Source organism: Paraburkholderia sp. A3BS-1L (assembly GCF_051125215.1).
Classification (GTDB): Bacteria; Pseudomonadota; Gammaproteobacteria; order Burkholderiales; family Burkholderiaceae; genus Paraburkholderia.
On record NZ_CP120445.1, the window covers coordinates 821,357 to 836,778 of the forward strand.

A 15,422-nucleotide genomic window follows, 5' to 3' on the forward strand; every position below is an offset into this window, starting at 1 on the left:
CCTAAGCGTGTTCGTCGACGAGATGTCAATCAAAATCCAAGACCGGCAGGACTTCAGAGGAGGCCCAGTCAGGGAAACATTTATGCCTCTTTTGAATTTCGAGTGGGTGGATTTGGCCGGGTCAAGTGCGGGCGGAAGCCCGGCGGAGCGCACCCTTGATGCGGTCAAATCCAGCCGCACGCTTGACGGCTCGGGCCAGGCAAAGCCTTGCGGCGCCTGGCTCCCGAGCCCGTCCGGCGGCAAGGACTTCCCCGCCTTGGGGCGGGGTTAGGGGTGGGGAAATCCACGCCGAAGAGTCGAGCCTTCCGCTACCGCGCAAGCCGTGCCACCCACTCAAATTTCAAAAGAGCCACATTTATTTAGCTGCACCTCGACACCACGCTCCACGTGGAGACTGGATTGCTTTGCAGCACCTCTGAAATTCGCTGCCACAACGGGCTATTACTGCGGCATGGCCCTTCTCTCCACGTGGAGCTTCGTGAGAGGTCAAAAGGCAAAATACCGATGTCAGGCGAGGCGGGGCGGTGCTGATGAATTGCTTAGAGGCAAGCAGTCATGTCACTTTGCTAGAAGAGTTGCTTTTACGAGCTTTGCTCTCAGGGGCTAAGAAAGCTACGCCGACGATCTCCATCGCGACCTGTTCGTTCGTCTCAAAGAGCAACGCGCTCGAGCAGCGTGCGACAAGCATGCAAATCAACGCGTGCTGAAAGCGAAATCTCTAGAATTTGTAAATCTGGCAACCCGCTGGCCGATTTACATCTGGGACTGCCTGATCTCCACGTGGAGATCAGGCAGCGACAAAAAGGAGGGGCCGGGGCTACCTGGAGTCAGCAGGCGGCAGAGAGAACAAAGGTATCTCAGACACCAAACGGCGGTTTTTTGGCACCGCTGCACGTATAGAAATGGCTACGTGAAATTTTCTTATTTTTTATAATTAAAAAATTCCTCTAAATCCCTCGACAACAGCAGTTACTCGGATCCGGCCTTCAACGTGAGGTCGATATCGCCCATGGCGTGAAGATCAGCACCCCCCGGCGCCTGTTGCCCACTCAACAGAAATTCGAGCAAATCTGCAGCGGTCGGTTGGCCCCACGTATCGAGAACCACCCAACGGAAGAAGTTCGTCGAGGCCATCTTGCTCGGCACCTTGGTCATCGAAACCTTGAGCTTGTCCATGCCGACCGTTTCGTTATAGCGCTTGATGAGCGCGGTCTGATCGTCGTGCTCGAGTTCGTTGAAGTAGGCCCGCGCCTCGGCAATCTTCGCCGCAATATAACGATCCTTCACCTGATCCTGGCTCTCGCGCGCCTTGGGCGAATCGGCACCCGCACCGCTTGCAGCATTAGCCCCCGGCAATTGATACCCCTGCATCAGTGCCTTGCGGAAATACGCCGCCACATTGGCGAGCGGTGCCGCATTTTTCTGGGCCACGCGCGCGGCCGTGTAGGCCACGGCTGTGCGAACCTTTTCCTCGCCGTATTGCTTAAAAAGACGTCGCGCCTCCGAGACCGGAACATTGAATTTCGACATCTCGCCAACGAGCATGGTCTCATTCGCCCGGAGCTCTTGAGACGGATCCGTCTCCGGCTTGCGGGTCACACGAAATTGCAGGGCGACGACCGAGCGGCCTACCTTGTGTTCGATGAGTTCGAAGTTGTGGTCCGAGATCTCGTTGACTTCCTTGATGCAAGGCACCAGTACGCGACTCTTGAACTGCTTGTAGAGCTTGTACGACTGTGCCGACGTATCCTGGCCAAGAATGAGATCGCGCAGTGTCGCAAGCGGAAAACGCGCCGTCATCCCGACGGCTTCGTAGCGCACGACGTTTTCCCAGAGGGCAAGCGAATGCGCTTTCCTGAATTGCCGCGTGATCCGCATGTCGATCATCGCGTAAATTTCGGGATTCAAAAGCTCGCCGCGAATCTGCTCGGAAAAGGTATAACGCAGCACCGAGCGCTCGAGTTCCGCGCCCGCAAGCAAACCCGAAGCCTTCCAGATGCTGCGTTTGTCCTGCGTGAGATAGTCCCAGTTAACGACCGTGCTGATCAGCGAATTGATCGTCTCCTTGACGTATTCCGTATTGTTGCTGTTCAGATCGACATCTTGCGAGAGGGCGGAAATCGTGATTTCGAACGAAGAGCGTCCGGATTCGAGAGAGTCCTGGCGGATCGCGTTTTTGATCAACGAGCTGAACATCTTGCGCTGCTGAAGGCTGATCGACCCGGATTTCGGTGCGATGTGAATCGCAGGAACCGCCTTGCGGAAGAGATCAGGCGGCTGGCCTTGCTGGAATACGAGTGCACCTTGCTTGTCGGCGTCGCCGGCATCGGCCTTTTTTCTTGCCATATGATCCACGTTAAAAGGGAACCTGGTCGGTTGGTAACTGTATACCAACCGACCAGGTGACTCAAGGCCATGAGCTCGCCTGTGCGGGAGAGCGACACCGCGTGTGGGAAGGGTTGACAGGTGCCGCGTTGGTGGCCGTGCCAGGCCACCGGACAAGCTTGGAAGGGCATTGCTGCCAGCCCAAAGTGATCCCAAATCCGGTAACTATTCGAGCGTGCCGCTCCAAATTTGCTCCCATAGCCAGCTACCTTGTGGTCCCCTGGTAAGTGTTCACTTCGGAAATAGTTATTCACAGGTACCAGCTTATGGGAAATCGCGGCACGCGGCCCATCATGGCGTGGTGGCAAGTCCTATGAGAAAAATCTCCCACTGGAGGCGACCTATTGGTTATCCCATAAATGAGGACCCAAAGCAGTCCGGACCCAAGCCTTCCTGAATCGGCATCCAAGAGCGCGCTACCATAATTGGCTACCTTTGACTCCTCCCACAAACCGCTACCTCTTGTTGGCCCCTTGGGTTGTACGGCAAGCCCCGGCGGGAGGGACCTTCGATGTTCAGGTTCTGGGCACCTGCCTTAGGTTCCCAGAACTGGTTACCTTCTGCTTTCCCCATAATTGGATACCTTCACGGCAACCTGCGGGCGACGAGACAAGTCGGATCCATGTGGCCGGGGCCCATAGACGGGTACCTTCGTGCGCTCCCATAAGTGGGAACCTCAGGCCCTTCCGGCAATTTTTCCCATACGGGGCAACCTTTTCCCCATATCCACAGACCCCAATCCCCATCCAAGGCTACCGAATCCCCATATCCACAACCCCGGGATCCCATAGACAGTGCCCAGCGCCCCATAAGTTGCAACCAATTCGTCCGCAAACCCTTACCAGATAAGGCTTTGAGCTGCCTAAAGGTTTACTAAAGGTTCTAAAGCGTAAAAGGTAAACACTGAAACGAGCGCCCGATGAGAAAGACGTCTCCCAAAACCGGGACCCTACGGAAATGTGAGCGGTCACCAACGCATATCCTCCCAAACCCGGTGACCTTCGAGCGGAATGACACTTCTGTAGCTCCCAAAACTTGGGACCTATAAATCGCTACATAAGAATTTACATTAAATATGTACCATAAAACCTTGATTTGTAATCATGATTCCTCTTATGGTGTCGTATTATGGGGAAATACATCGGTGAAGGTAACTGTCTATGGGATCGATTAGTCTCTGAGCAGCTCGTCTCCTCACAAGACACTTGGTGTTCTGAAACCAGAATCTGTCTGTTCCCCCGGTTCGCATTGCTCAACGGGTTGTCGGGCCCTGAAAGCGCTGCCCAAGGACCTCGCCTCCCATATCGTGTTACCTACCTTAGGTCACCAAATATGGGAGAACCTCGACTGGGTTTTCGATAGATGCCCGGTCGGCGCCCTAAGGTGCACTGCAACATGTTTTGCAGGTAACCTTGGCCTGTACCCGTAATCATCGTTCAATCCAAACCTGCGGACGGCGATTCCGAATCCGTCACGCGCTACCGAATCGACAAACTGACAACCGGGAGTGAACCTCCGCGATAGCGCGTATCGGGATTAGAACCCCACGCCGCTTCACCCGGCTGGTACCAGGGGGCGTGATGGCTCAGCCCGTCGTGCTGGGTAATTGGCCGGGCACCCTCGCGCACGAGATGCCGGGTGCGCAGGCATACCACAATGCTCGCCGTCTGAGGCCACGAGCCCTGTCAATGCACGCCGGGAGGAGTGCGCGCGGACAACTGGCGGAATCGGGTTGCAACATGTTCCTTCTCCTGCTGATGTATGCGATATGCATGGCGCGAGTTACTGAAGGCGTGGCTTAACGACGGCTTTCTGTATCCGTGCGGGAGCGTCGACTTCTGACCGCCGTTGGGTATAAAACAGATCCGGTGCACCGACGAGAGTCGCTACGCAACCAGTCACATGGTCGCGCAGCGATTTCCGCGAGTGGTCTGCCGGTTGGCGGTTCCGAGGGGCATGCCGGCCCATCGTGTGAACCTTGTGCAGCCAATGAGATGCATCACTGCGGGGAGTCATGGGGCGCCTGCCTGTGCGCAGGCCCGATAAAGCTGGTGCCATCGTCAAAAATTTATTGGTAGTCATGTATATAAAGGGGTTGACGAAGCAAGCCGCATGTTCCTCGCGGTGGCGCTTCCCGGTGTCGTGACTGAACGGAGCAGAGGATTTGCCGTGCTCGCAACACAAAGGTAACCGTTTGTGGGATTTCAGGTCGCAGATGCGGAAGCGGGCGTGTACCTGTCGCAGATAAGCAGATCGGGCGCCGCACGTGGCGTGCCGTTCCAGGGAACGCCGTTATAGCCTGGATGCCAGGCGTAGCAAGGCTTCTGCGTGCGCAGCGAGCGCAATCCCGTTACGCGACCTGGCCGTCCTGTTCAACCAGCACCCACTTCGTGGATGCAGCCAGTCCACCATTGGTCGCTACCCTAGGAGCCCCGCTGAATGATCGTTTTCATGTTGTTCTGCCCGACCCTCGTGGCATCGGCGCGGTTAGTGCGTACGGCGGAGCACAGCCAGGCACCGGGATGATAGTTAGTTAGCCTAAATTAACGGGTTGTGGAGATTAAAGTCGATATCCATCAGACTTTTAACCGTGCCCTGGGCACGAAGGCGGCTAGCGACAGGGGAATGTGCCCATCAGCGCCTTGTAGATGACCGCGCCCGTGGGTTCGAGAATGTACTGAAGGTGTCCCTTCATCCAGGCCAGGACGGCGACAAGCTGCTCCCTGCGACCGATGTTGGGCGGGACGCAATAGCGCTGCGGCTGCTTGTCGATCAGGGTCTGAACCAGCGCACCGTGCGTGTAGCCCGAAAGATACATGACACAGGCGTCGACATTTTCTGGCCTTTGGCAAACATTCAGAAAGACATCGGCTTGATCAATCGAAGGCGCTGGCTTGGCGGGAGGTGTTTGCGTGGTTTGCGCAGTGGCGTTGCCAGCACAGAGCGCGGCAACGAGTGCCAGCCCGGCAAGGAGAGGTTTTTTCATTTGCGGGTGGGTGGAACGGTTCGTCGGAGAGAACTCGGGTGCCGGATGCATACTCCGCGCGGAATCGTAGATGCTGGCCGCAAGCTTAGCCGCTGGGCGGGTCTCGTAAATTGTTTTGCATCAAACGGGCAATGTCCCCCGCGCCCTTAGTCCTGTAGCTGATTTGAATCGGAAAACTCCATCGTTCGGATTTGCCTGGGCGCTTCGTAGAATCGGTCGAACTTTTCCTTACGACTGTCAATACGAAGCCCATGAGCACACGCCGCGCATTTCTCAAACTTTCGCTAGGTGCGGCTGCTGCCGCGCTGCCCGCCCTGAGCGCTCCCCGGGCCTTTGGGGCAAACGCCGCGCGCACCCTGCGCATCGGCAACCAGAAGGGCGCGCTAAGCCTCCTGAAGGGCCGAGGCACGCTGGAGCAGCGTCTCGCGCCGCTGGGCGTCAAGGTGACGTGGACGGAGTTCAACGCGGGCCCAGTGCAACTGGAGGCGCTCAACGTCGGCTCGATCGATTTCGGTGACGTGGGCGAGGCGCCGCCCATCTTCGCGCAGGCCGCGGGCGCACCGCTTGCCTATGTGGCGGCAACGCTGCCGCGGCCGCAATCGGAGGCAGTGCTGGTGCCGCACGACTCGCCGCTGCGCGAGGTTGCCGATCTTAAAGGCAAGCGGGTCGCGTTCAACCGGGGCAGCAACGTTCACTACTTCCTCGTGCAACTGCTGCGCAAGTACGGGCTCGATTATCGCGACGTGAATCCCGTCTTCCTCGCGCCGCCCGATGCGCGCGCGGCTTTCGAGCATGGCGCCATCGACGCCTGGGTCATCTGGGACCCGTTCTTTGCGTCGGCGCAGGCGAGCTTCGGCGCACGCGTGCTCGCCGATGCAAGCGACGTAGTGGTCAATCGCGGGTTTTACTTTTCCTCGCGCAACTATGCGCGCGATAACCCGGACGTGATCCGTGTGCTGATCGACGAGGTCGCCAAAACGGACGAATGGGGCAAGAGCAATCGCGCGGCGTACGCGGACGAACTGGCGAAGCTCTGGGGGTTGCCCGCGCCCGTGGTGGCGCGGGCGGTCGATCGCACGGCGTTCGGCACGGTGCAGATCACGAAGACCATTCTCGGCGAGCAGCAGAAGATCGCCGACACTTTCCTCGATCTCGGCCTCGTGCCCAAACGCGTGGATGTGTTGCAAGCGGCGGTGCCGGGGCTCGCCTGAGCACCGCTGCCATTCAACGCTGGACCACGGCGCTCATTTGCGCGACTTGGCCAGCGTGACCGTCTCGAAGAGCTCGTAGTTCGGCGTGGGCGTCTGATCGGCGCCCGGCGCGTGATAGTAGTTCATCGTGATCGTGGTCTTGCCGCCGTGCTCGCCAGGGTCCACGTCGAACACGGCGATCCCATAACCGGTACCCGTATCGCGCTGTGCGGACCAGATGGCGTCTTCGAGCGCATCAGCTCCCGCGCGTACCCAGGTCCCCGGCGTTGCGCCCGGCACGGGCCGGTTTGGCTTCGTGAACACCTTCGCATGCGGATTGCCGTTGCCCACATCTACGCCGTAGACGTCGAGCGGTACGCTCGTGCCGCCGCCGCCGAGTATCAGGTGGATCGTGCCGTGGCTCGTGTCGAACGTGTTGGCGCCCGCTTGCGCGTTCGCGGCTGGCTTTGGCTGCAGCGTGTCGACAGGTGTGCCCGTCGCGGCATCCACGCCTGCATGATGGTTGCAGCCGCGCACAGGATAGCTGCGCTCGTAGTCGTGGTCGTGGCCGCACACCACGAGGTCCACGCCATAGCGGTCGAAGAGCGGCAGCCAGGCCTCGCGGATGCCCTTGTCCGAGCCGTTGCCCGTCTTCGATGAGCTGAGCGCGTCCTGATGCATCTGCACGACGATCCAGTCGATTTCGTCGTCGTGCGAGGCATGGCGCAGCGTCCTTTCGAGCCAGCGCGTCTGCTCGCCGTTGCTGTAGCCGCGCACATAAAACGACGAGCCCGCCGCGATGGGCGGATTGCCCGTGCTTGCCGCGGGCACGAGCGGCGCGGGGCCGGCCACGAACGCGGCGGCATCCTGATACACCACGTCGTCGGCATCGAGCGACACGAACAGCACGTTGCTCACGCGGAAGCTGTACCAGCGACCCGGAAAGCGCGTGCCGTTCTCGGGCAGCGTGTAGCGCGTGAGATACGACTCGAGCCCTTGCGGACCGTTGTGGAACTCGACTTCATGGTTGCCGGGGCACGGCATCCACGGACGGTTCGACGACGAGCTCTGGTTGTTGTTCGCGAAGTCGCGCCACACCTCGGTCTGGTGCGCGGGGTTCAGGTTTGCGTAGCAGAGGTCGCCGTTGAGCAGGTGAAAGAGCGGCTGAAAGCGCTCGACGGCCTCCACTGCGAAGCGGCTTTGCGGAGACGACAGCACCCAGCCCGTGTTGGGCGTGGCGAGGTCGCCGTAGCTCGTGAAGCGAAACGGTTGACGTCCGCGCGGCGCGGTGGTGAAGCTTGCGGCAAATGGGCTGCCGGCGTGGCTGTCGTTGTCGGCGGTGACTTCGTAGCGATAGGTGGTGCCGGCGTGCAGGCCGGAGAGGCGCGCATGATAGGCGAACACGACGACGCCCGTGAGGCCGTCCGTGTAGGTGCGCTGGACCGCGTTCACGACTTCGCGGCTGCCGCGGTCCGTGGCGTACGTCACGCGCGGACGCGTGGCTGCCGCGAGCGAAGCCCACGAGACCACGACTTCGCTCGCCGGGTCCGCGCCCCAGGTGAGATGGATCTGCTCGGGCGTGCCGTCGGGCGTGGCCGCATTGGCTTTTGCAACGCCGGCGAGCGTGGCCGCGGCGCCGGCGGCGCTCGCGAAACCGGATGCGCCGGCGAGCTTGAGGAAGCCGCGCCGCGAGACGTTGGCGGCAGCTTCGGTGTAGGATGCTTCGGGGATATGCTTCTTCGTCATGGCTCGTCACAAGTGTTGCAGGGTGGGCGTAAACGAAACGATGGCTTCGTTACGTGACCTCGCGATGACACGGCTTGAGCGCTTCTGGCCGCAGGAGTGACGCTGCCGCAATTCGGCTGTCGGCACTAAAAATCAGGAATGCGAAAAAAAGCAGGGGCTAAAAAATGCCTTGCACAAGCGCTCACCGGGCGCCCATAAACATGCATACAGAATGAATTATATATAAGCGAAGAATTCGCAATTGTTGTTATTCGGAGCGTCTCGGTAACCTCAACGCACGCAAATCGCCTGAGGCGCCGCGCGGCCTTGCAGCAAGGCTCGCGCGGCGCGGAGCCCACCCCAGACGCGCCGACGCCCATGCCTCGCATCGCATTCAACGACTGGCTGATGAACTTCATTCCGCATCCGGGCGCGCCCGAGTGGCGCGAACGGGTGCGCCGCGCCGGGGGCGCATTACTCGGCATCGCATTCACGGGGATCGCGACGCATCTGCTGTTCGGCAGCGCAGGCGATATTCCGATGCTGGTCGCGCCCATGGGAGCTTCGGCGGTGCTGCTGTTCGGCGCTTCCGAAAGCCCGCTTGCGCAGCCATGGTCCATCGTTGGGGGCAACCTCGTTTCGGCGCTGGTCGGCGTGGCCTGCGCACAGTGGATCGCGACCCCGGTTCTTTCTGCCGCCGTGGCCGTTGCGCTTGCCATCAGCGCGATGTTCCTGTGCCGCTGCGTGCATCCACCCTCAGGCGCCGTTGCGCTGACGGCCGTGCTCGGCGGCCCGGCCGTGCATGCGCTTGGCTTTCGCTTCGTGGTCACGCCCATTTTGTTTCAGTCGTTTGCCTTGCTGAGCGCCGCACTGGTCTATCACGCGCTCACAGGGCACCGCTATCCGCGCGCCGTCTGGCGTGCGTCGGCTCCGGCCAATGCCCCGGCGAGCCCCTTGGGGACGCCGGCACCTGTCGCGCAGGAAGCCGGCGCGTTTGCCGACCTGCAGCGCCTGTCGTTCGACGAACTCACCTGCGAGGAATTCATGACGAGCGCGGACCACGCCGTGCCGCTCACGATGGGCCGGCATGCTGCACTGGAGACGTTGCGCCGCCACGGCGTTCATGCGTTGCCGGTGGTGGACGACGCGCATCGGCTCGTGGGCACGGTCACGCACCACGATCTGGCGAACGGGAGTCCAGCGGGATTCGCGCGCAGACTATGGCGCGCGCTGCGACGCACGACCCTGCAGGTGGAGGAGACGGTCGAAGCCGTCATGGCATCGGGGGTTCAAGCGGTGCACCGTGCCACTCCGCTGGCCCATCTCGCATCGATCTTCGCGGATCACTCGTGCTACGAGGTACCGGTTTTCGACGATGCACGGCGCCTGCTCGGCGTGGTGCGGCACTCCGACATGATCCGCTGGCTGCATCAGCACGCGGGCGCGGCCTATGCGTATGCGGAGCGACCAGCCGCCGACGCGAGCTGAGCACGCCGGCGCGCGGCGACGTGACTCGCGCACGCGCATCAGCCCGGCGCGAACTGCACGACCGCCATGGTCCCGTATCCATCCGCGCCGTTCTCCAGCCTCACCTCGGCCCGATGCGCACGCGCGATCTCGCGCACGATCGCAAGCCCGAGGCCGCTGCCGGGTTTCGTGGAGGCCCGGAAGAAAGGCTCGAAAACCTTGTCGCGCAACTCTTGCGCAATTCCGTCGCCTTCATCCGCGACGCTCAAGGTGACGAACCCTGCCGCCACCGCGAGCGTCACCATGACCGCACCGCCTTCGGGCGAGTAGCGAATGGCGTTATCGACGAGATTGAACACCAGCACCGAGAGCAACTGTTCGTTGCCCATGACCTCGGCGTGCTGCGCGAGCGTCGCTACGAGCTCCACGCGCCTGCGCTGCGCGAGCAGCGCGAGCTGCTCGATCACGCCGGTCGTGACGGCGCGCATGTCCACGCTCACACCTTCGAATTGCGTATAGTCGGCCGCCTCGGCTTGCGCGAGCGTCAGCAACTGATTGGTAAGCCCCACGAGCGAGCGGTTGCTCTGATGCATCGCCTTGAGCGTTTCGTGAAGCAGCGCGGGATCCTGCTGCCGGCGCGCGTATTGCAACTGCGTGCCGAGTAGCGTGAGCGGCGTGCGCAACTGGTGCGCGGCATCGGCGACAAAGCGCCGTTGCATCGCGGTCTGCCGCTCGATGATGTCGAGGCATTCATTGAACGCGCTCACGATGGGGCGCAACTCGCTCCTCAGCGGCTCGACGTCGATGCGCACCGAAGACGTGCGCACCCGTTGCGGCAGCCCGCGCGCGAGCCGCGTGAGCGGGCGCAGCTCGAGCGTGAGCGCGACGCACACGAGCACGACGGCCACCGTGACGATGGCCGCGAAATAGAAGATCTGCGGCCGCCAGAGCGCGGCGACCATCGCGTCGCGCTCGTGCAGCGTGCGGCCCACCGAAACGATCACGCGGCGCGTCGCGCCCGCGTCGTACATTTCGCGGATCAGCGAAACCGCGCGAATGGGTGCGCCGCCTACCTGGGCGTCGTACCACCGCGGGGAGGTTTCGGGAACGTGTTGCGGAAAATCGGAAGTGCCTGCAATGATGGCCCCGCCGATTTCCTGCACGCGGAAGAACACCTGGTCGCGGTGCGGCGTGCGCAGGATTTCGATGGCGCTCGGCGATATCGATGCGACCAGGTCGTTGCCTTGCCAACCGATGTCGCCGGCCATCACGCGAGCCGCCGAGAGCAGCGCATCGTCCTGAAGCAGATTTGCCGTGTGCCATGCGTTGCCTCGCGTGATCAGTCCGGCCGCCGCGATGAACACCGTCATCGGCAGCACGAGCCAGAGCAGCAGGCGCACACGCAGGCTGTTGGTCGCTTTGTTTTTCGCCTTATTCTTCGGCTTCGGCATCTTGGAGCAGGTAGCCCAGCCCTCGCAGCGTGATGATGGTCGCCGTGCTCTTTTCGAGTTTCTTGCGCAGCCGAGAGACATAGATCTCGATGGCGTCTTCGCTGGTGGGGGCGTCGGCGTCGCTCACGGATTCCGCGAGGGCGGCCTTGGACACGGTTTTTTTCGCGCGCAGGATCAGCGTTTCCAGCACGGTGTGCTCGCGCGGCGTGAGCGTGAGCGATTCCTCATCCACGTAAAAGCGCAGCGTGTCCATGTCGTAGAGCAGGTTGCCGCAGCGCACGCGGTTCGTGCGCGAGGGCGCCTGGCGGCGCGCGAGCACTTTCACGCGCGCCACGAGCTCGCGTGCGTCGAAGGGCTTGACGATGTAGTCGTCGGCGCCGGCGCCGAGGCACACGACCTTTTCGTCGATGGCGCCCGTGGCCGTGAGAATCAGCACGGGCGTGGCGTCGCCGCGTGAGCGCATGCGGCGCAGCAGCGCCTTGCCCGACATGCGCGGCAGATTGAGATCGAGCAGCACCACGTCGTAGGGCGAGGCGCGCAGCGCGTCTTCGGCCGCCTCGCCGTCGCCTACGTGGTCGAGCATGAAACCGTCATCGGTCAAGGTGCGGATGAGCCAATGCGCGAGTTGTTCGTTGTCTTCGACGAGCAGCAGTTTCATGCCGTTTTCCAGTCCAGTCGGCCGGCCCTGCACGATGCGGTATCGGTATCAGGCGGTCTTGTACTGTTCGCGAGCGATGCGCGTGCGATACAGGTACAGGGTCGCCACCAGGCCGCACACAGCGGCGATGCTCAGCCATGCGCCCGGCGCGGCCTTGTCGCCGGTGACATGAATGAGCCACGTGGCGATCGCCGGCGTGAAGCCGCCCACGAGCGTTGCAAGGCTATAGGCCATCGAGAAACCCGTGGTGCGCACATGCACCGGCATCAGCTCGGTCAGCGCGACGACCATGGCACCGTTGTACCACGCATAGAGCGTCGAAAGCCACAGCTCCACGATCAGCAGCGTCGAGAAGGAGGGCGCGGCTACGAGCCAGCGCATGACCGGATACGCGCTGAGCACGGCGAGCACGGTGCAGGCGATCAACACGGGCGCGCGGCCGATGCGGTCCGACACGGCGCCGGAGATGGGCAGCCAGATGAAGTTCGAGACGCCCACGCATACGGTCACGAGCAGAGCGTCATACGACGAGAGGTGCAGCTCGACCTTGCCGAAGGTGGGCGTGTAGGCGGTGATCAGATAGAACGAGGTCGTCGTCATGATCACGAGGCCCATGCCCGCGAGCACGATGCCCCAGTTGCTGGCGATGGCGCGTGTGATCTCGCCGAGGCTCGGATGATGGCGGCGTGCGGTGAACTCATCGGATTCGCGCAGCGTGCGGCGGATATAGAACAGGAACGGCACGATCATGCAGCCGACCACGAACGGCACGCGCCAGCCCCACTCCTTCATTTCGGGCGCAGGCAGCATGGCGTTCAGCGCCACGCCGAACGCCGCGGCGAACACCACGGCCACTTGCTGGCTGCCCGACTGCCACGAGCAGAAGAAGCCGCGGTTGCCCTTGGTGGAGATTTCCGCGAGGTAGACGGACACGCCGCCCAGCTCGGCGCCTGCCGAGAAGCCTTGCAGCAGACGCCCGATCAGGATGATGAGCGGAGCGGCCAGGCCGATGGTGGCGTAGCCGGGCACGAAGGCCACGCACATGGTGCCCACGGCCATCAGCCCGAGCGAGAGAATCAGGCCTTTGCGGCGGCCATGGCGGTCCATGTACGCGCCGAGCACGATGGCGCCGAGCGGGCGCATCAGGAAGCCCGCGCCGAACACGGAGAGCGCGAGCATCAGCGAGGCGAATTCGTTGCCGGCCGGAAAGAACGTGCTGGCGATGGCGGCGGCGTAATAGCCGTACACCATGAAGTCGTACATTTCCAGAAAGTTGCCGCTGACCGCGCGAAACACGGTGCGGGCTTTCGACTCTCCCGGCGCGGCGTTAATGGCTGAAGACATGTTGGACATCCTTGCATGTTGGACGAGCGCACCCCGGCGGCCGTGCGGGCCGTCGTGCTGCTCGCCGTGTGGCTTGATTCGGGGTGGAAAACGCGGTTGAAATTAAAGCGATTGTTTTGGCGAACGGCAGCGCCGGATTACGGCATGCCTTTCACGAATTCATTCGTATAGGTCTTCGACAGATCGACATGCCGGGCCGTCAATCCCGTGCCTGCCGTCATCAGCACCTTCAGCACGGTTTGCGGCGCGCCGTCGGGCATCAGGCCATCCTTCGAAAACGCGCCCTGCGCCGAGGCGAGCGCGCGCACATAACCCGCGCGGTCGTTGCCGATAACCTCGGGCGGCAGCACCGCGGCGATCTGCCCAGCCGAATGCGTGCTGATGAAGCGCAGCGCACGGGTGAGCGCTTGCACCATTTTTCCGGTCTCCCGCCGGTGCGCGAGCATCCAGTTGCGCCGCAGATAGAGGCACGCGCCTGCGTACGGGCCGCCGACCCAGCGCTGCGTGTCCTCGACGCTGCGCATGTCGACCACCACCGTGGCCGCGCGGCTCGTCAGGAGGCGCGTGGCCGTGGGTTCCTCGACCATGCCCGCGTCGATCGAGCCCTGCTCGAAGGCTTCGACAAAGCGCGTGTCGGATGCGAGCGGCACAACCGTGTAGTCGCCGGCCGCCACGCCCGCGCGGGCGAGCAGGAAACGCGTGAGCACCCACGTGGAGGCGCCGAATCCGGTTACGCCGAGGCGCTTGCCGCGCGCCGCTTTCATCGCCGCTGTATTCGCTGGTGTGTTCGCTGGTGTGTTCGACGCCGTCGTTTTCATGGCGGTGGCGCCAGCCAGTTCCCGGCCGCCTTCCGCATGAACCGAGGCGAGCTCGGCGAGCCCCGCCGCGCGCTGCAGCACCACCACCGAGAGCACGTCCTGGCCGCGGCTCTGCAGGTCGAGCGTGTGGTCGTAGAAGCCCACCGCGCCTTCGATCGCGCCGGCGATCAGTTCCGTGGAGGTGTCGATGCCCGCCGGACCCGAGACCACCTGGACGTCGAGCCCTTCGTCCTTGAAGTAGCCCAACTGCGAGGCAAGCACTGCTGGCAGATAAACGATCTTGGACATGCCCCCCATCATCAGCCGGATCGGCTCGGCATGCGCCATCGGGGCGGCGCCGAGCGCGATGCACAGCAACAAAGCGCTGCCGAAATGCTGGGCGCCGGAAAGCATGACTGCGTGACTCCTCGTGACCGGCGGCTTGCCGGAATGGGTGGAAGTATAAGAAAGCGTGGCCTTCTGATTGCTTTCTGGCTGAAAGCGATTTTCTCGGTATTTACCCCGTATTTACCCGGGTACGGATGCGGGCGCACCCCCACTGGGCCACCGAATGCCCAGCCCGACTGCCCTTACAATAGTGCCAGTTCCCATTCGCTGCCATCACGAGACCATGACACGAGACCCCCGCCTCACCCTCAACGCGCGTCAGCAGGAGCTGCTCGAATGGGTGCAGCGCGACGGCTTCGTGACCGTCGACGATTTCGCCGCGCACTTCGGCGTCACGCCGCAGACCATCCGCCGCGACGTCAACTGGCTCGCCGACATGAACCTCCTGCGCCGCTACCACGGCGGCGCGAGCCTGCCCACGAGTGCGGAAAACGTCTCCTACGGCGCGCGGCAACAGATGTTCCACGCGGAGAAGCGGCGCATCGGCGCGCTCGCGGCCTCGCACATCCCTGATCAGGCCTCGCTCTTCATCAACCTCGGCACCACGACCGAGGAGGTCGCGCGCGCGCTCAACCGCCATCGCGGCCTGCGCGTCATCACGAACAATCTGAACGTGGCGAGCATGATGAGCGGCTACCCGGAATGCGAAGTGCTCATTACGGGCGGCATCGTGCGGCCGTGGGACAAGGGCATTGTGGGCGAGCTCACCATCGACTTCATTCGTCAGTTCAAGGTCGATTACGCGATTATCGGCACCTCGGCGATCGAAACCGATGGCACGCTGCGCGACTTCGACACGCGCGAGGTGCACGTGGCGGAAGCGATCATCGAGCACGCGCGCACCGTTTATCTGGTGACGGATCATTCGAAAATCGGCCGGCCCGCGCTCGTGCGCCAGGGGCATCTGAGCCAGATTCACGCGCTTTTCACCGACAAGCCCCTGCCCGCCCAAATGAACGAGACCGTTGCCCAGGCGGGAACGGCCGTGTACGTCGCGGACTAGGCAGCGGC

At 62.4% G+C, this 15,422-nt stretch carries 10 protein-coding genes; 3 read left to right on the forward strand and 7 right to left on the reverse strand.

The genetic code is table 11. From position 1 onward, the window contains the following. Positions 1-969: 969 nt before the first annotated feature. Positions 970-2,346 (reverse strand): replication initiation protein, encoded by a 1,377-nt coding sequence (locus P5W99_RS34455; RefSeq protein ID WP_421028766.1) that lies wholly within the window; start codon positions 2,344-2,346, stop codon positions 970-972. Between the two features lie 2,650 nt (positions 2,347-4,996). Continuing rightward, entirely contained in the window at positions 4,997-5,422 is a 426-nt protein-coding gene (locus tag P5W99_RS34460; RefSeq protein ID WP_434665788.1) for a Rap1a/Tai family immunity protein, read from the reverse strand. A 200-nt stretch (positions 5,423-5,622) separates the two neighbouring features. Between P5W99_RS34460 and P5W99_RS34465 the strand changes: the two genes are divergently transcribed. Beyond that, complete coding sequence (locus P5W99_RS34465) at positions 5,623-6,582, forward strand: sulfonate ABC transporter substrate-binding protein (RefSeq protein ID WP_421028271.1); 960 nt, start codon at positions 5,623-5,625, stop codon at positions 6,580-6,582. A 33-nt stretch (positions 6,583-6,615) separates the two neighbouring features. On the opposite strand, the gene P5W99_RS34470 is transcribed toward P5W99_RS34465, so the two are convergent. After that, on the reverse strand, positions 6,616-8,307 hold the full coding sequence (locus P5W99_RS34470; RefSeq protein WP_434665791.1) for a purple acid phosphatase family protein: 1,692 nt from the start codon (positions 8,305-8,307) through the stop codon (positions 6,616-6,618). 357 nt (positions 8,308-8,664) lie between these two features. Here P5W99_RS34470 and P5W99_RS34475 point away from each other — a divergent pair, with 357 nt between their 5' ends. Then, positions 8,665-9,774, forward strand: a complete 1,110-nt coding sequence (locus P5W99_RS34475) for an HPP family protein (RefSeq protein WP_421028273.1) — start codon at positions 8,665-8,667, stop codon at positions 9,772-9,774. Positions 9,775-9,812: 38 nt separating this feature from the next. Here the strand turns inward: P5W99_RS34475 and P5W99_RS34480 are convergent, their stop codons facing one another. The 4 genes from P5W99_RS34480 to P5W99_RS34495 form a co-directional block, all read right to left on the reverse strand. After that, the gene (locus P5W99_RS34480; RefSeq protein ID WP_421028274.1) at positions 9,813-11,204 is read right to left on the reverse strand and encodes a sensor histidine kinase; all 1,392 of its coding nucleotides are present in this window, start codon (positions 11,202-11,204) and stop codon (positions 9,813-9,815) included. Further along, positions 11,185-11,862: a response regulator gene (locus P5W99_RS34485; protein WP_421028275.1), complete on the reverse strand. Its 678-nt coding sequence runs from the start codon at positions 11,860-11,862 to the stop codon at positions 11,185-11,187. Before P5W99_RS34485 ends, P5W99_RS34480 begins: the two co-directional genes overlap by 20 nt. A 48-nt stretch (positions 11,863-11,910) precedes the next feature. After that, positions 11,911-13,206, reverse strand: a complete 1,296-nt coding sequence (locus P5W99_RS34490; RefSeq protein ID WP_421028276.1) for an MFS transporter — start codon at positions 13,204-13,206, stop codon at positions 11,911-11,913. Between the two features lie 137 nt (positions 13,207-13,343). After that, complete coding sequence (locus tag P5W99_RS34495; RefSeq protein ID WP_421028277.1) at positions 13,344-14,417, reverse strand: ABC transporter substrate-binding protein; 1,074 nt, start codon at positions 14,415-14,417, stop codon at positions 13,344-13,346. Between the two features lie 217 nt (positions 14,418-14,634). Here P5W99_RS34495 and P5W99_RS34500 point away from each other — a divergent pair, with 217 nt between their 5' ends. Next, a complete protein-coding gene (locus P5W99_RS34500) occupies positions 14,635-15,414 on the forward strand; it encodes a DeoR/GlpR family DNA-binding transcription regulator (RefSeq protein ID WP_421028278.1) in 780 nt (259 codons plus the stop codon). The last annotated feature ends 8 nt before the right edge of the window (positions 15,415-15,422 follow it).